General features: G+C 70.7%; 12 protein-coding genes. 7 read left to right on the top strand and 5 right to left on the bottom strand.

All coding sequences use genetic code 11. The features are described from left to right. The first annotated feature begins 33 nt into the window (after positions 1 to 33). Positions 34 to 912, top strand: coding sequence for an endonuclease/exonuclease/phosphatase family protein (locus tag ACTIF1_RS07475; RefSeq protein WP_439595765.1), 879 nt, complete (start codon positions 34 to 36; stop codon positions 910 to 912). Positions 913 to 996: 84 nt separating this feature from the next. Here ACTIF1_RS07475 and ACTIF1_RS07470 read toward each other — a convergent pair whose 3' ends face one another. Then, on the bottom strand, positions 997 to 1,953 hold the full coding sequence (locus ACTIF1_RS07470; RefSeq protein WP_439595764.1) for a Bug family tripartite tricarboxylate transporter substrate binding protein: 957 nt from the start codon (positions 1,951 to 1,953) through the stop codon (positions 997 to 999). A gap of 5 nt (positions 1,954 to 1,958) precedes the next feature. Next, positions 1,959 to 2,939: a Bug family tripartite tricarboxylate transporter substrate binding protein gene (locus ACTIF1_RS07465; RefSeq protein ID WP_439595763.1), complete on the bottom strand. Its 981-nt coding sequence runs from the start codon at positions 2,937 to 2,939 to the stop codon at positions 1,959 to 1,961. 94 nt (positions 2,940 to 3,033) lie between these two features. On the opposite strand from ACTIF1_RS07465, the gene ACTIF1_RS07460 reads away from it, so the two are divergent. The 6 genes from ACTIF1_RS07460 (at position 3,034) to ACTIF1_RS07435 (ending at position 18,568) form a co-directional block, all read left to right on the top strand. Further along, entirely contained in the window at positions 3,034 to 4,743 is a 1,710-nt protein-coding gene (locus ACTIF1_RS07460; RefSeq protein WP_439595762.1) for an SMP-30/gluconolactonase/LRE family protein, read from the top strand. A 15-nt stretch (positions 4,744 to 4,758) separates the two neighbouring features. Further along, positions 4,759 to 5,670: a dihydrodipicolinate synthase family protein gene (locus tag ACTIF1_RS07455; RefSeq protein ID WP_439595761.1), complete on the top strand. Its 912-nt coding sequence runs from the start codon at positions 4,759 to 4,761 to the stop codon at positions 5,668 to 5,670. Then, positions 5,667 to 6,851, top strand: a complete 1,185-nt coding sequence (locus ACTIF1_RS07450) for a mandelate racemase/muconate lactonizing enzyme family protein (protein ID WP_439595760.1) — start codon at positions 5,667 to 5,669, stop codon at positions 6,849 to 6,851. The genes ACTIF1_RS07455 and ACTIF1_RS07450 overlap by 4 nt, the downstream gene beginning before the upstream one ends. Before the next feature lie 54 nt (positions 6,852 to 6,905). Beyond that, positions 6,906 to 7,355, top strand: a complete 450-nt coding sequence (locus ACTIF1_RS07445; RefSeq protein WP_439595759.1) for a hypothetical protein — start codon at positions 6,906 to 6,908, stop codon at positions 7,353 to 7,355. A gap of 3 nt (positions 7,356 to 7,358) precedes the next feature. Next, entirely contained in the window at positions 7,359 to 8,483 is a 1,125-nt protein-coding gene (opgC, locus tag ACTIF1_RS07440) for an OpgC domain-containing protein (RefSeq protein WP_439595758.1), read from the top strand. A gap of 587 nt (positions 8,484 to 9,070) precedes the next feature. Then, positions 9,071 to 18,568, top strand: coding sequence for a hypothetical protein (locus ACTIF1_RS07435; protein WP_439595757.1), 9,498 nt, complete (start codon positions 9,071 to 9,073; stop codon positions 18,566 to 18,568). Between the two features lie 42 nt (positions 18,569 to 18,610). Here the strand turns inward: ACTIF1_RS07435 and ACTIF1_RS07430 are convergent, their stop codons facing one another. From ACTIF1_RS07430 to ACTIF1_RS07420, 3 genes are read right to left on the bottom strand one after another with little or no spacing between them, the layout of a single operon-like run. Next, positions 18,611 to 20,386: an adenine deaminase gene (locus tag ACTIF1_RS07430; protein WP_439595756.1), complete on the bottom strand. Its 1,776-nt coding sequence runs from the start codon at positions 20,384 to 20,386 to the stop codon at positions 18,611 to 18,613. Further along, complete coding sequence (locus ACTIF1_RS07425) at positions 20,383 to 21,954, bottom strand: ABC transporter substrate-binding protein (protein WP_439595755.1); 1,572 nt, start codon at positions 21,952 to 21,954, stop codon at positions 20,383 to 20,385. The genes ACTIF1_RS07430 and ACTIF1_RS07425 overlap by 4 nt, the downstream gene beginning before the upstream one ends. After that, the gene (locus tag ACTIF1_RS07420) at positions 21,951 to 22,646 is read right to left on the bottom strand and encodes a phosphoribosyltransferase (RefSeq protein ID WP_439595754.1); all 696 of its coding nucleotides are present in this window, start codon (positions 22,644 to 22,646) and stop codon (positions 21,951 to 21,953) included. Before ACTIF1_RS07420 ends, ACTIF1_RS07425 begins: the two co-directional genes overlap by 4 nt. Positions 22,647 to 22,709 lie beyond the last annotated feature (63 nt).

Genomic DNA, 22,709 nt, shown 5'->3' with positions numbered 1-22,709 from the left:
CACTCTGCGCGCCCTGACCGCGAGGACGCCGCCGTGACCATCCGCTTCGCCAGCTACAATATCCAATACGGCAAGGGCCAGGACGGGCTCTATGACCTGGAGCGCATCGCGCGGGAGGTCGAGCAGGCCGATGTGATCGCGATGCAGGAGGTCACCTCCGGCTTCGCCCGCAGCGGCTTTGTGGACCAGGCCGCCTGGTTCGCCGAAAGGCTGGACCGCTACATGGTCTTCGGTGCCACCTATGACGTGGATGCCAGCTATCGCGACGACAGCGGCCGCCTGGTGAACCGGCGGCGGCGCTTCGGCAATGCGGTGTTCTCGCGCTTCCCGATCCGCTCCACCCGCACCCTGCCGCTGCCCTTCCTGCCGCCGGCGGATGAGCAGGATATCCAGCGCTGCGCGGTGGAGGCGGTGATCGACCTGCCCAGCGGGCCGCTCCGCGTCTATTCCATCCACCTCTCGCATCTGACGCCGGGCACGCGCATGCCGCAGATCGCCGCGCTGAAGGCCATGGTGGCCAGCGCCCCGCGCGACGGCATGGCTTGGGCGAATGGCCGCGACGCCGACTGGACCGAGGGCTGGGCCGAGCCCGCCCCGCCCGAGAACTGCATCCTCTTCGGCGACTTCAACCTGCGCCCGGCCGACCCCGAATACCCGATGCTGGTCGGCGACCCCACCCGCCGCCGCGGCCGCGTCGCCGTGCGCGGCCAGTTCGCGGATTCCTGGGTGCTGGCCGGCAACGAAGAACAATCCGGCTATACCCTGGCCGAATGGGCCGGCGAGGAGGGCGCGCGGATCGACTATGCCTTCCTGCACCCCGCCCTGGTCCCCGCCTTCCGCGCCGCCCGCATCGACACGGGCGCCAAGGGCAGCGACCACCTGCCGATCTTCCTGGAGATGGACTTCGGCTGACCCTTCTCCCTCCCCCGTGAAACGGGGGTTTGCGGCACTGCCGCAACGCCGAAGGCTGGCCGGGGTGGGGGCCGGCGGCGCCCTTCACTCGATCCGAATATTCGCCCGCCGCGGCACCGCCGACCACCGCTCCACCTCCGCCAGGTAGAAGCGCGCCCATTCCTCCCGCGCCATCGGCGCCGGGATCAGCCCCAGCGTGCCGAGCCGCGCCTGCACCTCCGGCACCGCCGCCACCTGCGTGAAGGCGCCATGCAGCCGGTCGAGCGCCGAGGGCGGCGTCGCGCGCGGCGCCAGGAAGCCGAACCAGCTATCCGATTGCAGCGCGGGCACGCCGAGCTCGGCAAAGGTCGGCACCTCCGGCAGCATCGGGCTGCGCGTCGGGCTGGTGACGGCGAGTGCGCGCAGCCGGCCGGCGCGGACATGCTCCGCCACCTCCAGCACATTGCTCACCATGAAGTCGAGACGGCCCGCGATCAGGTCCGTCTGGCCCTGCGGGCCGCTGCGATAGGGCACGTGTTCCAGCGTCAGCCCATAGGCTTCCTTCATGATCTGATGCGCGGGCTGCCAGCCGGCCAGCGCGGCGCTGCCGGTCTGCAGCGGCGTGGCGCTGGCCTTGCCGCGGGCGACCAGCGCCGCCAGGTCGCGATCCGGGGATCCCGCGGGCACCACCAGCGCATTCGCCGAATGGCCGGCGAAGAAGACGGCGGAGAAATCGCCGGCGGTGTCGTAGGGCAGCCGCGCATAAAGCCCCGGCGCCACCGCATGGGCATTGGCGATCAGCATGATCGTGGTGCCGTCCGGTGCCGCCTTGGCGACGCGGTCGGAGGCGATGGTGCCGCCGGCGCCGGGCTGGTTCTGCACCACCATCGGCTGGCCGAGCAGCGGCGCCATGCGCTCGGCTAAAGTTCGGGCAATGATGTCCGTGGCCCCGCCGGCGCCGTAGCCCACCACCAGGGTCACGGGGCGGTCGGGATAGGTGCCCTGCGCCTGCGCTGCAAAGGGCAGCGCCAGGCTGGCGCCCAACAGGCTGCGACGCTGCATCCGCGTCACTCCACCACGATGTTCTGGGCGCGGGCGAGGTCGCGGAAGGTGGCGAGCTCCCGGCCCATGAAGGCGCTGAATTCAGCCGGCGTGGTGTGCTGCGGCATGTCGAGCGAGAGCTGCGTGTAGCGCTGCGCCGTCTCCGGGCTGCGCAGGAAGGTCTGGGTCTCGCTCGCCAGCCTCGCCAGGATCGGCGCCGGCGTGCCGGCCGGTGCGGCGAGGCCGTGCCAGGAAGCGAGCTCCGCACCCGGATAGGTCTCATTCAGCGCGGGCAGGTCCGGATAGATCGGCATGCGAACGGGCGCCGTGGTGGCGAGCGCGCGGATCTGGCCGCTGCGGATAAGCTCCGTGGTCGTGGCGGCGACGTCGAGCGAGGCATCGATGGTGCCCGCCAGCAGCGCCTGCAGCAGCGGCCCGCCGCCGGCGAAGGGCACATGCGTCATGCGGATGCCCGCCTTGGCCATGAACAGCTCCATGCCGAGATGCAGCGATGAGCCGACGCCGGAGGAGCCGAAGTTGATCGCCTCCGGCCGTGCCTTCGCGGCTGCGACGAGGTCCGCCACCGTGCGCACATCCGGCAGCTTGCGCGGGTTCACCAGCAGCAGCGCCGGCGTCACGGCAAGGTTCGAAATTGGAGAAAAATCCTCGATGGGGCGGTAGGGCAGGGGCACCTTGCGCACCGCGGGCAGGATGGCGTTGGCGGCGATATTGATCATGCCGATCGCGCTGCCATCCGCCGGCGCCTTGGCCAGCGCATCCACGCCGATGGCGCTGCCGGCGCCGCCGCGGTTCTCCACGACAAAGCCCTGGCCGAAGGCGGTTTGGAAATGCGCCGCCAGCATGCGCCCCACCAGATCGGCGGCGCCGCCGGGCGGGAAGGGGATGATGAAGCGCACCGGGCGGCTCGGCCAGGCGGGCTGCGCCCGGGCAAGGCTGGGCGGGGTGAGGGCGGCAAGGCTCAGGGCGGCGAGCTGGCGGCGGCGCATGGGGGACGTCCTCCTGTTCCATTGGCGTCTTGCGTGACTTGGAACTTGGTTCCACGATATGGACACGAGGCAACCCGGTCAATCCAGGAGCAGCATGGCGCGCCAGAGGCCTATTGAGACCGAGGAGGAAGCCGCCGCGGTGCCCGGCACCCAGGCGCTGACCCGCGGCATCGCGCTGCTTGGCCTCGTGGCCGATGCCCCCGCGCCGCTGCGCTTCGCCGAGATCGCCGACCGCGCCGGCCTCGCCCGCCCCACCGCGCATCGCATCCTGGCCGCGCTGGTGGAGGCCCGCCTGCTGCGGCACGAGGCCGCCACCCAGACCTACGCCCTCGGTGCCCGCTTTCTCGAAATGGCGCATCGAGTCTGGGACGGGTTCGACCTGCGCGCCACCGCCGCCCCCGAGTTGGAGCGCCTCGCCCGGCTGGCGGGGGAGACGGCGCGGCTGGCGGTGCTCGATGCCGACGGCGTGCTCTATGTCGACCAGCGCGACGCCGAGCAGGAAGCGGTGCGCCTGGTGAACCGCGTCGGCGCCCGCGCCCTGCCGCATGCCAGCGCCTGCGGCAAGGCGATGCTGGCGCAACTGCCCGCCGCGGAACGCCGCCTGCTGCTGGAACGCCTGATGCCGCTCGCCGCGCCCGGCCCGCGCAGCATCACGGATCTTTCGGCGCTGGAGCGCGAATTGGCGCTGGTCGCGGCGCGCGGCTATGCGCTGTCGCTGGAGGAAGCGGCCGCCGGGGTGAATGCCGTGGCCGCCGCTGTGCTGGACCGCCGCGCCAGGCCGCTCGGCACCATCTGCCTCGTCGGCCCCGCCTTCCGCCTGGGCGAGGCGCGGCTGCATGCGCTGGGGCGGGAGGTGATGGAGGCCGCCCGCCGCATCTCCGGCAATGCCGCGCAATCCGCCATGACGCTGACCGTCGCCCCGCGCCCCGCAACCGTCTCCGAGGGCGTGTCGCTCGCCGTGCGGGCGGAGGCGCTGCTGGGCGAGGGGCCGCTCTGGCACGAGGGCCGCCTGCACTGGGTCGATATCCTGGGGCCCGCCGTGCATGTCAGCGACCCCACGACCGGCGAAGACGCCGTGATCCCGGTGGAGGAACTGGTGGCGGCGCTGGCGCCCCGCCGCGATGGCGGGCTGGTGGCCGCGGCCCGCTCCGGCCTGCGCCTGCTGGATGCGGCGGGGCTCGGAAGGGTGGTGGCGGAGCCGATTGCCGAAGGCGCGCCGCTGCGGCTGAACGATGGCAAATGCGATCGTGCGGGACGCTTCTGGGTGGGCTCGCTGGCGCTGGATTCCACGCCGGATGCCGGCGCGCTGCACCGCATCGATCCCGCCGGCCAGGTGCGGGTGATGCAGGCCGGGCTGCATGTGGCGAACGGCATCGGCTTCAGCCCGGATGATTCGCGGCTGTACCTGGCCGACAGCGGGCGACGCCGCATCGATGTCTTCGACTTCGACCTCGCCAGCGGCACCCTCGCCAACCGCCGCCCCTTCGTCAGCTTCGCGGAAGGGGAGGGCGTGCCGGATGGGCTGACCGTCGATGCCGAAGGCGGCGTCTGGGTCGCGCTCTGGGATGGCTGGCGCGTCGCGCGCTACCGGCCGGACGGTACGCTGGACCGTGCCGTGAACCTGCCGGTGCCACGGCCCACCAGCTGCGCCTTCGGCGGCCCGGACCTCGCCACCCTCTTCGTCACCAGCGCCCGCGTGCGGCTTTCCGCCGCCGAACTGGCGGAGGCGCCGCTCTCCGGCTCCGTCTTCGCCATCGAGACCGGCGGCCCCCACGGCCTGCCCGAACCCCCCTTCCACGGCTAAGGATTTTTGCCCGTCATGACCAAGCTGTCCGGCGTGTTTCCGGTGCTGCCGACGCCCTTCACCGCGGACAACGCCGTCGATGAGCCCGCCTTCCGGCGGCTGATCGATTTTGCGGTGGAAGCGCGCGTCGATGGCGTGGTCTTCCCCGGCATGGCGAGCGAGGTGGAGACGCTGAGCGCGGCGGAGCGCGGGCAGATGGTGGCGGTGCTCGGCGCGCATCTCGCGGGCCGGCTGCCCCTCATCGTCGGGGCCTCGCATGCCGATCCCGCCGAGAGCGCGGCGCGCGCCCGCGAAGGCATGGCGGTCGGTGCCGTCTGCGCCATGATCATGGCACCGCCCCAGGCCGGCCAGGACGTGGCGAAGCAGGTCGCCTTCTTCAGCGCCGTCGCCGAGGCCGCGCCCGGCCTCGTCATCATGCTGCAGAACGCGCCCGCCCCGAACGGCGCCGCGCTGTCGCCGGAAGCCGTCGCCGCCGTCGCCGAAGCGGTGCCGGCGATCCGCTACGTGAAGGAGGAAACGCTGCCCTGCGGCCAGCACGTGTCGCGAATCCTCGCCGCCGCGCAGGGCCGGCTGGAGGGCGTGATGGGCGGCGCCGGCGCGCGCTTCGTGCTGGATGAATTCGCCCGCGGCGCCAATGGCACCATGCCGGCGCTGGAACTCGCCGATGCGCATGCGGCGCTGTGGAAGGCCTGGCAGTCCGGCGACATGGCGCAGGCGCGGCGCATCTATACCGAGACGCTGCCGCTGCTGCTCTTCCAGATGAATTTCCGCGTGCGCGCGACGAAGGAAGTGCTGCGGCGGCGTGGCCTGTTGGAGCATGTCGGCGCCCGCGCCGCGGGGCCGCGCTTCGATGCCGGCGACCTGGAGGAAATTGGCGCGCTGATCGCCACAGCCGCGCCCATGATGACGATGTATCCCCCGCGATGACCCGCACCGACCGCATCGCCCGTGTCACGGCTCACGTCGTCAGCATCCCGCGCGAGGTGCCCTATCTCGGGCCGCTGCGCGAGGGAGAATTCGTCAATCGCGCCGGCTATATCGTGCGCGCCGGCAACCGCACGCTGTATCCCACGCAGGACCGCAGCATCGTGCTGCGCATCGACACGGAACAGGGCCTGACCGGCTGGGGCGAGACCTATGGCATCGTCGCGCCGGAAGCGGTGCGGGCCATCGTGGACGATGTGCTGGCGCCGGTGCTGGAAGGCCGCGATCCCTCCGCCCCCGCGGTGATCCACGAGGACCTCTACGACCTGATGCGCGTGCGCGGCTTCTTCGGCGGCTTTTTTGTCGATGCGCTGGCCGCGGTGGACATCGCGCTCTGGGACCTGCTGGGGCGGCGGCTTGGCGTCCCGGTCTCCACCCTGCTGGGCGGCCGGCGCCACGACCGCATCCCCGCCTATGTCTCCGGCCTGCCGCGTGCCACGCTGCCCGAACGCGTCGATTTTGCCCGCGACTGGCAGGCGCGCGGTTTCAGCGGGTTCAAATTCGCCGCGGTCGTCGCCGACGATGGCGCGGAGGCGGAGATCGCGGCGCTGCGCGAGGGGCTGGGCCCCAAGGCCAGCATCATGGCCGACCTGCACTGGAAGAACAGCGCGGCGGAGGCCATCCGCCTGATCCGCCGCCTGGAACCGCACGGCCTCGCCTTCGCCGAGGCGCCCTGCGCGCCGGAGGATATCATGGGCGTCGCGGAGGTCGCGCGCGGCGTCGGCGTGCCGATTGCGCTGGGGGAGGAGCTGCGCACCGTCTTCGAATGGCTGCCCCGCCTGCAGCATCGCTGCATGGCCATCGGCCAGCCCGAGATGGGCCATACCGGCATCACGGAGTTCCTCCGCATTGGCGCGCTGTGCCAGGCGCATCACGTGGCCATCATGCCGCATGCCGCGATCGGCGTCGGCCTGTTCATGGCCGCCAGCCTGCAGGCCGCCAGCGCGCTGCAGAACCTGCCCTGGCACGAATACCAGCATAGCATCTTCGATCCGAACCTGCGCCTGACCCAGCCCACCGGCCGCACCCACATGCAGTGCGAGACCGGCTTCTACACCCTGCCGGACGGGCCCGGCCTGGGGGTGGAGCCTTCCGCGGCACTGCTGGCCGAAATGGGAGCGTAACCAGGCGGCTGGCCGTTTCGAAGCTGGCGGTATCCTTCCAAAAGGCCGCCCGCCATGACGACCGACCGCGTGCTGAAGCTGCTGGCCTGGCCGGCCGCAATCTGGATCGCCTATGAACTGACCTGGTACCAGCAGTTCAAGCTGACCGGCAACGAAGGCTCCGTCCATCTCTTCACCATCCTCTCCGACTGGCTCGGCACGCCGGGCGGCGAGAAGCCCTTCCGCCTCTTTGTCGCGATCCTGGAGATCTTCTGCGCCGTCTTCGTGCTGATCCCGCGCACGCGGATGATCGGCGCGGCGCTCTCGCTCGGCACCATGTCGGGCGCCATCTTCTTCCACACCGTCAGCCCGCTCGGCATCGATCCCTATGGCGATGGCGGGCAGCTGTTCAAGGAAGCGGTCTTCACCTGGTTCATGGCGGCCTTCGTGCTGTTCGCGCATCGCGCCGAGGCCTTTGCCCTGCTCGCCCAGTTGCGCGCCCGCTTCCTGCCGCGGGCGGCCTGAGCCATGGCCGGCGTCGCGCTGCAGCGCCCGCCGCGTGACCTGCGGCTGGATATCCTGCGCGGCTGGATGCAGGTCTCGATCTTCATCAGCCATGCCTTCGGCGCGATCTTCGTCTGGGGCATCCATGCCAGCTGGGGCCTGTCCGACAGTTCGGAGCAATTCGTCCTGCTCTCGGGCCTCGCGCTCGGTTCCGTCTTCACGCTGAAACGGGCGCGGGATGGGTTCGGCGCGGCGCTGCGCGACCTCGCCATCCGCATCCGCCGGCTCTACCTGACGCATCTCGTGGTCTTCGTACTCTTCGCCGCCATGATCTTCTGGGCGCAGATGCGCCTGAACCTGCCCGGCCTGGTGTCCCAGATGGGGTGGTCCTGGCTGGCAGAGGACCCGCTGCGCGCCATCCCGGCGGTGCTGGCGCTGCTCTACCTGCCGCGCTTCATGGATATCCTGCCGCTCTTCCTGCTCTGCATGCTGCTGCTGGCGCCCTTCCTCTGGCTGCAGGAACGGATCGGCGATCGTGCGCTGCTGGCACCTCTCGGGCTCTACGCGCTGACACAGGTCTCGGGCATCACGCTGCCCGGCCTCGGCGGCACGCAGTCCGGCTTCGATCCCTTTGCCTGGCAGGTGCTGTTCCTGCTCGGCGCCTGGCTGGGCCGGCGGGCGCTGCTGGGGCAGCCGCCGCTGCCGAGGCATCCGGCGCTGCTGGCCGCCGCCTTGGCGGTGGTTGCCCTCGGCCTCTGGGTGAAGGCGGGGCATCACGGCTGGCTGCCGGAGGCCGGGGCGGAGGTGGAGCGGTGGGCGGAGAAGGCGACGCTCGGTCCGCTGCGCCTCGCCCATGCGCTCGCGCTGGCCTGGCTGGTGGCGGTGCTGGTGCCGCGCGAGGCCGCCTGGATGCATGGCCTGCTGCCCCGGTGGCTGGCGCTGATCGGGCAGCACAGCCTGCATGTCTTCTGCCTGGGCCTGTTCCTGTCCTGGGCCTGCGCCATCACCTTCGTCCTGCAGCCGGCGCGCGCCTGGTGGCTGGAACTGGTGATGGTGCCCGCGGGGGTGGTGCTGCTGGCGGCCTTCGCGGCGCTGCTCGACCGCCGGCGCCTGCCGGCCCGGCGCCTGGCCAGGGCGGGATGCGGCTGAAGCTGCCGGCTACCGTAGGAAATTGTCACGGAACGTCAGCGGTGACGATGAAGAGCCCCTGGTCGGGGTGTCGAAAAACATGACTTGTGCGCCGGCCCGGGAATTCATTCTCGTGGGCCGGCCTGTCTGGCCTCGCCCCTGGAGAAGCGAGGCCCGGCCCGATAGGTCGCGTCGGCAGCTTTCCCTTTGAATCCGGCCATTTGAGGTCCACCGCGGCTGCGGGCCTGGCCGCAGCCGATGCCGCATGTGTTGCAACCAGCCGATGGCTGGGCACCGGGGCGAGGGGATCCAGCCTACATAACTCGACAGCCAGGACCGGCCGTCTGCGGCACAAATGGGCCATCAAGGGCGCTGACCCGGCACTCCCGCCCCCATCGTCGCAGGTTCGTTTTGCAGAGAGCCTATCGCCGCCATCGCTGCGCCGAGCCTGGGCACCATGGTCGACTCGGACAGGGTGGTCGCGGGTGGTGTGCCCTGCGGCGGAGCCAGTGGGGCCCGCCGGGACCGTGATGGTCGCATCGCCCCACCGAGCCGCGGCCTTCCCCGGTGCCCGCGCCCATCCATGAAGCCTTGCGGAGAACGACGCCATGGCCACCGAGATCAACGGCAATGATGAGGACAACCTTCTCGATGGCGACGCGGCCGGCGAATCGAAGGACCTGATCCAGGGATTTGGCGGCAACGACACGTTGAATGGCCTCTTGAGCAAGGACACCCTGCGAGGCGGAGCGGGCGACGACGTCCTGAACGGCGGCCAGGGCGACGACCTGCTCGAGGGCGAGGACGGCAACGACACGCTGAATGGCAATGAAGCGGCCGATACGCTGTGGGGTGGTGCCGGCAATGACAGCCTCCGGGGCGAAGGCACCGCGGATGTCCTGAGCGGCGACGAGGGGGACGACGACCTCCATGGCGGCAGCGGCAATGATTCCATGTCGGGCGGCGACGGTGCCGACACCCTGGTCGGTGGGGCGGGCCTGGACACCATGTCCGGCGGACTCGGCGATGACAGCCTGTTTGGCGGCGTGGGCGCGGACAGCCTGGACGGCGGCGACGGGACCGATACGGTCGACTATGGCGAATCCGAATCCGGCGTCACCGTCAGCCTCGCGACGGGCCTTGGCCAGGGCGGTGATGCGGAAGGCGATACGCTGATCGATATCGAGGCCCTGAACGGAAGCGACCACGCCGACTCCCTCGTCGGCGGCACGGCCGACGACACGCTGCGGGGCGAGGCCGGCGATGACAGCCTGGCCGGCGCGGATGGCAACGACCTGCTGGTCGGCGGCGTCGGCAACGATCTGCTGGAAGGCGGAAGCGGCAGCGATACCGCCAGCTATGCCGGGTCCGGCGCGGCCGTGAATATCGACCTCGGCAACGAGATCTATGCCGGCGGCGATGCGGAAGGCGACACGCTCTACGGCATCGAGAACCTGATCGGCTCGGCCCATGACGACACGCTCTACGGCGGCATGACCGCCGGCCTGCTGCAGGGCGGCGACGGCAATGACGAGATGGCGGCGGTGCTCGGCAACAATACGCTGGAAGGCGGCGCCGGCGACGACACCATGACCGGCGGCATCGCCAGCGACACGCTGATCGGCGGTGCCGGAGCGGACAATCTCGATGGTGACCTCGGCAGCGATACCGCCGACTACAGCGGCTCCCTCGCCGCCGTCGTCGTGAACCTGACCACGGGCCTCGGCCAGGGCGGCGATGCGGAGGGCGATACGCTGACCGGCTTCGAGCGGGTGATCGGCACGGCGGGCGCCGATAGCCTGACCGGCGCCAACCGTGCCGAGGAACTGTCCGGCGGCGAGGGGAACGACCTGCTCTCCGGCGCGGCGGGGGCGGATACGCTGCTGGGCGGCGCCGGCGACGATACGCTGACAGGCGGAGCGGATGCCGACTACCTGATCGGCGGCGATGGCAATGACACCGCCGACTACAGCGGCTCCAACACCCTCGTCATCGTCACGCTTGGCGGCGGCATGGTGATTGGTGGGCATGCGGCCGGCGATTCGCTGAACGGCATCGAGAACCTCCTCGGCTCCGGCTATGGCGATACCCTGGTCGGTTCGAGCGCCGCAAACATGCTGGGCGGCGGCGCCGGCAATGACACGCTGATGGGGAATGGCGGCAGCGACACCCTGGCAGGCGGCATCGGCGCGGATTCGCTGATCGGCGGCACGGAGCTGGATTTCGCCGACTACACCGGCTCCCTCGCCGCCGTCAGTATCGACCTCGCCGCCGCCACCGCGGCAGGTGGCGATGCCGCGGGCGATATCCTGGTCGGCATCGAAGGGCTGATCGGCTCAGGCCTCGCGGATGTGCTGACCGGTGATGGGGCCGACAATGTGCTGCTGGGCGGCGAGGGCGCGGATACGCTGCGCGGCGGCCAGGGCAATGACCGGCTGGATGGCGGTGCCGGCAACGACGACTGGGCGGATTACAGCGACGCCGGCAGCGGCGTCATGCTCGACCTGGCCAGCGGCAGCGCCGAGGGCGATACGCTGCTCGGCATCGAGCATGCGCTGGGCAGCGCGCTGGCCGATACCATCGACGGTTCGGCCGATGCCAATTGGCTGCTCGGCGCGGCCGGCGACGATCGGCTCGCCGGCCTCGGCGGCGCGGATACGCTGGAAGGCGGCGCGGGCGATGATACGCTGGCCGGCGGCGATGACGACGATCTGCTGATCGGCGGCGAAGGCGCGGATAGCCTGGCGGGCGGGGGGGGATTCGATACCGTCACCTACGCCGCCTCCGGCGCCGCGGTGCAGGTCGACCTTTCCGCCGGCACCGGCGCGGGCGGCGATGCGGGGGGCGACAGCCTGTCCGGCATCGAGCGGCTGATCGGCTCCGGCCATGCCGACAGGCTGGGTGCGGGCCTGTCCGGCACCACGCTGATCGGCGGCGCCGGGGCCGACACGCTGCAGGGCGCGGCAGGCACCGACACGGCGGATTACAGCGGCTCCGCGGCCGCGGTCACGGTCGACCTCGCGACGGGCGAGGGCCATGGCGGCGATGCCGAGGGCGACCGCCTCAGCGACATCGAGGTGGTGATCGGCAGCGATGAGGATGATGCGCTGACCGGCGGCAGCGGTGCGGAAACGCTGGTCGGCGGCGCGGGCAGCGACACCCTGCGCGGCGGTGCGGGTGCCGACGAGCTGGACGGCGGCGAGGGCGCCGACTGGATCAGCTATGCGGGTTCCAGCTCCGGCGTCACCGTCAACCTGGCGGCCAGCACGGCCTCCGGCAGCGAGGCCGAGGGCGATGTGCTGCGCGGCATCGAGAACTTCGAAGGATCCGAGGGCGACGACGCAGCGACCGGAACCGACCAGTCCGGCGTGCTGCTGGGCCGCGGCGGGGACGATACGCTGACCGGCGGCGCGGCGGCGGATACGCTGGAGGGTGGCGCGGGTGCGGACCAGCTGGCGGGCGGTCTCGGCAGCGACACGGCCAGCTATGCCAGCTCCCAGAGCGGCGTCGCGGTGAATCTCACCACCGGTCTCGGCCTGTCGGGCGATGCGGAGGGCGACCAGCTGTCCGGCATCGAAACCCTCATCGGCTCGGACGCCGCGGATACGCTGACCGGTTCGGCCGAGGGCAATCTGCTGCAGGGCGGCGAGGGCGACGACGTGCTGGCGGGCCTTGCGGGGGCCGATACGCTGGATGGCGGGGAAGGCAATGACCGGGCGAGCTATGCCGCATCGGAGTCCGGCATCGTCCTGCTGCGCGAAGACAGCGTCGCCCAGGGCGATGTCGCGGATGACGAGCTGATCAGCATCGAGATGATCGAGGGGACCGGCCATGGCGACGTGATGGCCGGCTTCGACGCGCTGTCCGAGACGCTGGTCGGCGGCGGCGGGGCCGATACGCTGTTCTCCGGCGCGGCGCCGGATGTGCTGGCAGGCGGCCTCGGCGACGACCTGTTCATTGTCGATCACGCGGACAATCTGGTGCAGGAAGCGGCCGGCGAGGGCACCGACCTGGTGCGCACGACGCTGGCTTCCTACACCCTGGCCGAGCATGTCGAGAATCTCGGCGGCCTCGGGACGGCGCAACTGCTGATCGGCAATGCTGGCGACAACCTGATCGAAGCGGGTGGCGGCGGATCCACCCTGCAGGGCGCCGCGGGGGACGACACCCTGGTCGGCGGCGGGCCTTCGAACCATTTCGATGGCGGCGCCGACTTCGACATCATCGACTACAGCGGCGATTCCGCGGGCATCGTCGCCGACCTGCGCCAGGGTTTCGTGGACCGTGGTGGAAGTTCCCAGGACACGCTGGTGGCCATCGAGGGGATCATCGGCACCGGGCAGGGCGACAGCCTCTCCGGCACGGAAGCCGCCAATCTGCTGGTGGGCGGCGAGGGCAATGACAGTTTCGCGGGCTCCCTGGGCGCCGATACGCTGGATGGCGGCGAGGGTCTGGATGCCATCGACTTCAGCGTGCTGGATCAGGACGGCATCGTCATCTCGCTCGACGGCAGCATGCAGGGCGGGATGGGTGCGGCGGGGCAGGTGCTCATCAGCATCGAGAATGTCATCGGCACGGAGGCGGATGACTGGATCGCGGCCGATGTGGCGGGCAACGACGCGCCGGTCGACAACATGCTGGCGGGACTCGGCGGCGATGACATCCTGGATGGCGGATACGGTGACGATACGCTGCGGGGCGGTGCCGGCGCCGACCTGCTGATCGGCGGCAGCGGCCAGGACACGGCCGACTTCAGCGACCTCGATCAGGCCGTGACGGTGCGGCTGGACCAGGGCACGGCAACGAGCGCCGGAGCGGTCGACGATCTCGTCTCCATCGAGCATGCGGTGGGCACCGGCCAGGACGACCTGCTGGTCGGCGATGCCGGCGGCAATATCCTGGACGGTGGGGAGGGTGACGACAGGCTGGCCGGCGGCGCCGGCGCGGACCAGCTCCTCGGCGGCAGCGGGCGCGATACGGCGAGCTACGCGAATGCCAGCGCCGGCGTCACCGCCGTGCTGGTCAATCAGCCGGCATGCGACATCGACCCGGACGATGCCGGCGATTCCAATACCGGCGATGCGCGCGACGACATCTATGTCGGCATCGAGAATCTGGAGGGCTCGGCCTATGCCGACGCGCTCTACGGCGACGGGCAGGACAATCTGCTGCGCGGCCTGGCTGGTGCGGATGCACTCTATGGCGGAGCCGGCAATGACACGCTGGAGGGCGGTGCCGGCGCGGATGCGATGCATGGCGGCGATGGCTTCGACATCGCGACCTATGAGAATGCATCCGTCGCCGTGCGGGCCTCCCTCGCCGGCTCCCGCAATCCGCTCGATGGCGGCGCTTCCGACGAGGCGCGGCGCGATGCCTTCGTCTCGGTCGAGGGCCTGCGCGGCTCCACCCATGCCGATGTGCTGGCCGGCAATGCGGAGGCCAATCTGCTGCAGGGCCTGGCGGGCGACGACACGCTTTCGGGGGCCGCCGGCAACGATACGCTGGAGGGTGCCGGCGGCGCCGACAGCCTCGCGGGCGGCGAGGGCTTCGACCTCGCCTCCTATGCGGCCTCCGCGGCCGCGGTGCGGATCGACCTCACCGCCGGCACAGGCAGCGGCGGCGATGCGGAGGGCGACAGCCTGCAGGGCATCGAGGCGGTGCTCGGCTCCGCTTATGCCGACAGCCTTGCGGGCGATGCGGCCGCCAATCTGCTGACCGGCGGTGCGGGCAACGATACGCTGTCCGGCCAGGCCGGGGCGGATACGCTGGATGGCGGCGCGGGTCTGGACCTGGCCAGCTACGCAAGCTCCACCAACGGCATCCTCCTCGACATGATGGACCCGGGCGCCGGCGCGGGCGATGCGTCGGGCGACCTGCTCATCAGCATCGAGCATGTCCTGGGCGGCAGCGGCAACGACACGCTGCTCGGCGACGACATGGGCAATGTGCTCGATGGCGGCGATGGCGACGACCTGATCAGCGGGCGGGGCACGTCCGGCGACGACGATGCCAGCGGCGAGCTGCTGATCGGCGGCGCCGGCATCGACATGGTCAGCTACGAATGGTCCGACAGCGCGGTCGAGATCGACCTCGAGGCCGGCTATGCCGTGCATGGCCTGGACGGGGACGTGCTGCAGGGCTTTGAGAATGCGACCGGCGGCAGCGGGAACGATACGATCGGCGGCGCGGCGGGCGACAACCAGCTGCTGGGCCTGGCGGGACATGATTCCCTGGCCGGAGGGGCCGGCGCGGATACGCTGAGCGGTGGCGAGGGCGCGGATAGCTTGAATGGCGGCACCGGCAATGACGAGCTGGTCGGCGGCACCGGCATCGATACTGCCGTGTTCCAGGGCGATCTGGCGGACTACCTCGTCACCGGCACCACCGTGGCGGATGCGGGCGCGGCGGTGAGCGGCACGGATGCGTTGCAGGGTGTCGAACGGCTGGCCTTCGCGGACGGCACGCATTGGCTGGTCGGCGGCACCAGCGACATCACGCAGATCGCGCAGCTCTTCGATGGCAATGCCGAGAATGGCGAGGCGCAGGAGGGCGATTCCATCCTGGTCGCGGATGGCACCTACAGCGCCTTCACGGTGAATGTCAGCGGCGTCACCATCGCGTCGCTGGGCGACGGGGCGGTGATCGAGGGCGACTTCCGGACGCTGAATGACATCGAGGATGACGAGACGGTCGCCGAATACCTGCAGACGGCGCCGGCCTATACTGCCGGCAATGGCGTGGTGATCGACGCCGACGACGTGACCATGTCCGGCCTGACGATCCGCTACTTCCGCCAGGGCCTGACCTTCACGGCGGGCACGCATGACAATACCAAGCTGGTCGACATGGTCTTCGACCAGAATGTCATCGGCCTGCAGACCAGCGCGACGTCCGAGACCACGCTGAACGGGCTGACCGTGACGGGTGGCGCCTTCAGCAATGGCGCGATGGGCCTGCTGATCAATACCGGCTCCGCGACCCCGACCACCATGGTCGGGTTGACGGTGGATGGCACCAGCTTCAGCAACCTGAACGAGAAGGGCATCTACCTCGAATCGGCGCAGGGCCAGACGCTGATCACCGGCGTGACCATGGAGAATGTCGGCGCCTTCGGCCGCGGCCCCGCCTTCGGCGGCACGCTGGGCCAGACCGGCAGCGGCATCGAGCTGAACCTGAAATACGACACCTTCCTGGGCACGGTGACGATCGAGGATTTCGACTTCACCAATGTCGGCACCTCGACCGGCGGCGATGCGACGGGTCACGCGGGCGGCGCCGCCATCTCCATCAAGGGGCGCGACGATGCGCCTTCCTACAGCGGCGATCCGGCGGATGTCGCGGGCCTGACCGTGCTGGTGCAGAACGGCAGCATCGACGGCACCTCCACCGGCATCCGTGTCGGCGAGGTAGGCAAGAATGTCGCCGGGCCGGCGGTGACGGTGACCAATGTCGAGATCACCGGCGAGATCGAGAACGACAAGCACGACGACTACGACAATGTCTCGGGCTCGCTGCTCACCATCAATGCGCCGGCGACCGGGGCCAATGACCAGGCCCTGGACGGCGCCTATTCCACCGGGCCCATCCTGTTCAACGGCGCCGTGGCGGCGGATGTCTTCACCGCCGGCGGCGGCGCGGACACGGTGCTGGGCGAGGCGGGCAATGACCTGATCTCGGGTGGTGGCGGAAACGACCTGGTCGACGGCGGCGAGGGGGCGGATACGCTCCTGGGTGGTGCCGGTTCCGATCTTCTGGTCGGCGGCGCGGGCCTCGATATCCTCGACTATCGCGCGGCGGTCGACAGCCGCATCATCTTCACCACCCTGATGCAGGAGGTGGACCGCTTCGAGGCCGGCGGCTGCTTCGTCGGCCGCGATACGCTGGAGGGTATCGAGACGCTGATCGGCCTGGCCGGGCTGGAGGATCTCATCGACGGCTCGGTCGAGACGCTGCGCCGGCTGGAGATCGACCTCGGCGCGGAGACGCTGCGCGTCATCGGCGAGGACAGCCTGTCGATGACCGTGCAGGGCTTCGAGCATGCGACGGGCGGCAGGCTGGACGACCTGCTGATCGGCTCCGCGGCAGCCAATCGGCTGGCCGGCGACGATGGCGACGATACGCTGCAGGGCGGCGCGGGCGCCGATACGCTGGCGGGCGGCGTCGGCATCGACGTCGCGGACTATTCGGGCGGCGCGGCGGCGGTCGCGGTGAACCTGGCGACGGGTCTTGGCGCGGGTGGCGAGGCCGAGGGCGACAATCTGATCGGGATCGAGAATCTCATCGGCACGGCGCTGGACGATACACTGACCGGCGATCCCGGTGACAATCTGCTCGCGGGCGGCGAGGGTGAGGATCGGCTGACCGGCGGTGCCGGCGCGGATACGCTGCTCGGCGGCGCCGGCAACGACATCTTCGTGATTGCCGCTGCCACCGACCATGGGGTGGGCGAGGCGATCAGCGGTGGCGAAGGGCTGGACGTGGTCTTCTTCACCAGCGCGACGACTTCCACGCTGGTCCTGACGGAGCAGGTCACGGGCATCGAGGCGGTCGGCACCACGGATGCGGATGGATCCTCCAACGGCACGGTGGCGCTGAACATCGACGCGACCGCGCTGGCCGCCGGCGAGCAGATCATCCTGTTCGGCAATGACGGGTCGAACCAGCTGACCGGCAACGACAATGGCAGCAACCGGCTCCATGGCCTCGGGGGCGCGGATACGCTGGTCGGCGGCGACCTGGCCGATACGCTGGAGGGTGGCGCGGGTGCCGACCGTCTGGTCGGTGGCGGCGGCAGCGACTGGGCCGACTATTCGCAGAGCCTGCTGGGCATCTCGGTCAATCTGAAGGACCAGGTGCAGGCGCTCGGCGATGCGCAGGGCGATACGCTGGAGGGGATCGAGAATGTCATCGGTTCCGCCGAGGCCGACTTCATCCGCGGTGGCGCCGCAGCCAATCGTCTCGTCGGCGGTGCGGGCGAGGATTCGCTGCAGGGCTTCGAGGGTGATGACACGCTGGAGGGTGGCGCGGGGGGCGATGAGCTGATCGGCGGCACCGGCCTCGACACGGCCAGCTACAGCAGCGCCGCCGCGGGCGTGGTGGTGGACCTGACGATGGCCCTGGAGGGAACCGGCGATGCCGCTGGCGACAGCTTCCTGGGTATCGAGAACCTGGAGGGTTCGGCCCATGCCGACGTGCTGCGCGGCGACAACCTGGCCAATGCGCTGCGCGGCGGCGACGGCGCCGACAGCCTGGCCGGCGGCGGCGGCAATGACACGCTGCATGGCGGCACCGGCGATGACACGCTGATCGGCGGCGCGGGCAAGGACCTGCTCTGCGGCGGCGAGGGCGCCGACCGCTTCGTCTTCGCAGCCGCCGCCGACTCCCTGGCGACGACGGCGGGACGCGACGTCATCAAGGATTGGGGCATCGGCGACACGATCGATCTCGGCAGCTTCGATGCGAATACGCTGCTGGCCGGGAAGCAGAGCTTCGTCTTCCGCGGCACGACCACCAGCTTCAACGATGCCGCGGCGGGCGAGGTCTGGGTCTATACCTACGGTGGCAATACCTATGTCATCGGCGGCGTGGACGGCGACAATCTGCGCGACTTCCAGATCCAGATCGACGGCGCCTTCACGCTGAATGGCGATGCCTTCACCGGGGTGCGTTCCTCCCTCATCGGCACGGCGGGCAGCGATACGCTGACCGGCGGCACATTGGGCGATACGCTGAACGGCGCGGCGGGCGAGGATGTGCTGACCGGTGGCGGCGGGCGCGACCTGCTGACCGGCGGTTCGGGCGCGGATCGCTTCGTCTGGACCAGCCTCGGCGACAGCGGCAATACCTCCAGCACGCGCGACACGGTGACGGACTTCGCGGCGGGCGACCTGCTCGATCTCTCCGCGCTGCTGGCCGATGGGAGCTTCACCTTCCTCGGCCAGGTCAGCACCGCGGCTGGTGCCGCGATCGGCGCGGGGCAGGTCAGCACCCACCAGTTCAATGGCAATACCTACGTCAATATCGGCCTGGATGCGGATGGGGTGCGCGACATGACGATCGAGCTCATCGGGTTGAAGACGCTGACCGCCAGCGACTTCGTGCTGTGAGGGAAGGGGGCCGGGACCGTGCGGGCGGTCCCGGCCTTGGCCTCACGCGAGGATCGCCAGCGGCTCGGCCGGGTCGAAAACCTCGCCGGTACCGCCATCGGTCAGGCCGAGGTCGGTCAGATGCGGCCCGGCATTGCAGGCCAGCGAAATGCCGGTGATGCCGCGGAAGATGCGATAGGGCGGCTGCCAGTCGCAGACGCGGTCCGCGGCCGCGCGCAGCGCCGCGAAATTGCGGGCCGTGACGGCGGGCGGGGTTTCGGCCAGCAGCCCGGCGATGGGCAGCGGCAGCACGGCGGTCGCCACGCCGGCTTCCGCCACCGCCATGCCGCCGCCGGCCGCGATCACGGCATTGGCCGCGGCGGCCATGTTTTCGGCGGTGTTGCCGAGCACGAGCAGGTTGTGGCTGTCATGCGCGATGGTCGTCGCGATGGCGCCGCGCATCGCGCCCCAGCCATCCGTCATGCAGGTTTTCGGCAGCGCCGGCGCGCGGCCGTGGCGGTGGATGATGGTGAGCAGGGCGTGGCCGGCGGGCAGTTCGCCGACGCCACCGGTCACGGCGACCTCGGCCTCGCCCCATGCGGTGAAGCGGGAGCCGAGAATGCGGCGCAGCCTGGCCGTGCCGTGCCGCAGGCCCTTCACATGCAGGCGGAAAGCATCGGGCGATTGCGGCGGCAGCTTCATCGTATCGGTGGGCGCATCCACGCGCCGCGCCGGCGGCGCGACCAGCGCGCCATCGCGCGCGACAACCACGCCATCGACCAGCACGCGATCCACTGCGACGCCGGCGAGGTCGGACAGCACGACGATATCGGCACGCCGCCCCGGCGCGACCAGCCCGAGATCGTCGCGCTTCAGGCGCATCGCCGCGTGCAGGGTGGCAAGCCGGATGGCGGAAATCGGCGACAATCCGCGCGCGATGACCCGGGCGATGGTGTCGCGCAGTCCGCCCTTGGCCACCAGCTCATCCGGGAAGATGTCGTCGGTGGCCAGCACGAGATTGACCGGAAGCAGCGGCAGCGTGGCCAGCGCGGCGACGGCGCCGGGCAGCACCTGGTCGTGGCTGCCGCGCAGCTCCACCGTCAGGCCGGCGCGCAGTTTCTGCAGGAAATCCTCGGCGGCGGTGATCTCGTGGTCGGAGGTGACGCCGGCCGTGGCATAGGCCTGGAGGTCCGCATCCAGCAGCCCGCGCGCATGGCCATTGACGTTCTTGCCCGCGGCCAGGCCGGCGCCGACGATGCCCGTCATGTGCTGCGTGCCGCGCAGCACGCCGGGCATGTCCATCACCTCCGCCACGCCGACCACTTCCGGCCAGGACAGCATTTCGGCCATCTCGGCCGCGCCGATCTCGGCGCCGGCCAGTTCGAGGCCGGGCGCGGAGGGCACGCAGGAGGGGGCGGCGACCAGCGTGCGCAGCGGCAGGTTGCGGGAGGCCTCGACGGCCCAGCGCACGCCCGGCACCCCCAAAACATTGGCCAGCTCATGTGGGTCCCAGACGCAGCTGGTGGTGCCGGCGGGGACGACGACGGCGGCGTAGTCCGCCGGCGCCATGCAGCTGCTTTCGTAATGCAGGTGGCTGTCGATGAAGCCCGGCGCCAGGAAGCGCCCCGCCACATCCTCGATGCGCGCCGCATCCTCCCGCGTTCCGGGCGTATGAACGGAGGCGATCAGCGGCCCGACCAGGCCCACATCCGCCGCGCGCAGCTCGCCGGTTGCCACGTCCACCACCGTGCCGCCCACCAGCAGCAGGTCGAAGGCCGCGGCGCCGCGTGCGGCCTGGACGGCGCGGGCGCGGGTTGCGGGATCCACGGCCTCGCTCACCGCGGCGAGCGCCCGGCGCTGAAGGCGAGCGTCATCTCGTCGGTGCGGCCCTCATAGGTGAAGCCGCGGCGCATCGCCCAGGTATTCACCTGGAAGTACAGCGGGATCAGCGCCGTCTGGTCCACCAGCGCCATCCGCGTCGCCTGCTGCGTCAGCGCGCGGCGCCGGTCGTCGTCGATGGTGGTGCGCGCCTGCTGGATGATGGCGTCGATCTCGGCATTGGAGAAGCGGCCCCGATTGGCGGTGCCGAGGCCGAGCGTGGTGTTCCAGCTATGCACCTGTGTCTCCAGCATCCCCAGCAGTTCGGGGTTGGGGGAGAAGCCGGCGAGGTTCACGGAATAGCGCAGCTGCGCCGCCTCGCTCAGCCACATGGAGCGCGTCTTGGTCTCCACCGTGGGGGCCAGGCCGAGCCGGGTCCACATCTGCGCGATGGCCTGCACCACCTGCTCGTCATTGGTGTAGCGGTCGTTCGGCCCGTTGATCTGCACGGCAAAACCGTTGGGGTAGCCCGCCTCCGCCAGCAGGCGCCGCGCCTCCGCCAGGTCGAAGGGCGGCGGCGTCATGTCGGGCGAGGTGCCGAAGTAGCCCGGCGGGCCGAGATCGCCGGCCGCCAGCGCCTGGCCCTGCATGATGCGGGTGACGATGGCCTCGCGATTGATGGCGAGCGACAGGGCGCGCCGCACGCGGGCATCGCGCAGCGGATTGTCGATGCGCGCGCCGTCGCGGCCGCGGATGAAGGGGCTGTCCACGCGGTCGCTGTCCAGCGTCAGGAAGATCAGCCGATTGGAGGGGCTTTCCGCCGTGGCGAAGCGCGCCGCCTCCGCCTTGAAGCGCGCGAAATGGTCGGGCGGCACGATCTCGATCAGGTCCACATCGCCCGCCTGCAGCGCGGCGACGCGGGCGCCGGCATTGGCGATGGGGCGGAATTCCACGCGCTGGAAGGCGGGCGCGGTGCCGCCGAAGGCCGGGTTGCGCTCCATCACCACCGGGCTGCCTGGCTGCCAGGAGACGTGGCGGAAGGGACCGGTGCCCACCATGGCGCGGCCGGAATTGTAGTCCGCCGTGCCGGCACCCTCCCCATGCCGCTTGGAGACGATCATCACCAGCGCCAGGAAGTTCGGCAGAAGCGGCGTCGGCTGGCTGGTGCGGATGCGCAGCGTGGTGGCGTCCACCGCCTCCACCCCCGTGATCGGCCGCGTGGCATAGCGGAAGGAGGAGGGGGAGTTCGGCACGTCCCCGGCGCGGCTGATGGTGAAGGCGATGTCGTCGGCCGTCACCGGCGCGCCGTCATGGAAGCGGGCGGCGGGGTTGAGCTTCACCTCCCAGGTCAGCTCGTCGATCGGGCGCATCGATTCCGCGATGGCGGGGCGAAGGTCCTGCCTGGCGTCCTGTTCCATCAGCGGCTGGAAGATGTGGCGGCTGAAGGCGATGTTGGTGATCAGGCTGGCGAAATGCGGATCGAGGCTCGTGGGCCCGGCCTCCACGCCGATGCGGATATTGTCCTGGGCCAAGGCGGGGGTGGCGAGAAGCGCGGTGCCCAGCAGGGCGGCGCGAAGCGAGCGGATCATGCGGCGTGGTCCTTGGCGGAGGAATGCAGGCACATCTTGTGCGGGGCGGTCCCCTCCTCCGGCAGCCAGCCGGCGGGGGAGGGCCGAAAGATCGGCGTGGCGAAGGCGCCACGGACCGGGATGGCGGCGGGCCATTCCGCCTGCCAGCGATGGCCCTGGATCATGGCGACCAGCAGCCCCACGGGGGTGACGCCGGCCGCGGCCAGCAGCGCCAGCCCGGCCAGGGCCGAAGTGCCGGTGGAGATCACGTCATCCACCAGCAGCACGCGGCGCCCCGCCAGCCGGTCCAGGATGCGCGGGTCCAGCCACAGCCGGCGCGGGGTGGGGGAGGTGATGGAATGGACGGGGACGGAGAGCCGCTCCTCGTACCAGCGTTTCCGGGACCAGCCGGGCGCGACCCAGTTCGCATGGCCGAGCGATTCCGCCACCAGCGGCGCGAAGACCTGGCCGAGGCTGGGCAGGCCCACCACCACCTCCGCGCCCAGCGGCCTCGCAACCTCCGTCATCCAGCCAGCAAGACGACGGATGACCGAAAAACTGGCCTGGTTGGCGATCAGCCCGGCCACGGCGAAGTCGGAAAAATCGCGCAGCGGCAGGTCCAGCAGCGCGCCATCCGGCATCGCGGCCGGGTAGCTTTCCCGAAAGGGCGCGCGCGCGGCCGGCGGCGCGCCAAAATGCTGCCAATACGCCATCCGGGTTCCACTGGGTGTGCGGCCGGCAAAATGCCATGCTCGGCCCTTCACCCGCAACCGGCG

This window comes from Falsiroseomonas sp. (assembly GCF_051860665.1).
In the GTDB taxonomy this organism is placed as follows: Bacteria; Pseudomonadota; Alphaproteobacteria; order Acetobacterales; family Acetobacteraceae; genus Falsiroseomonas.
The sequence above is the reverse complement of the archived record's forward strand: the minus strand, read 5'-3'. Positions and strand labels throughout refer to the sequence as shown.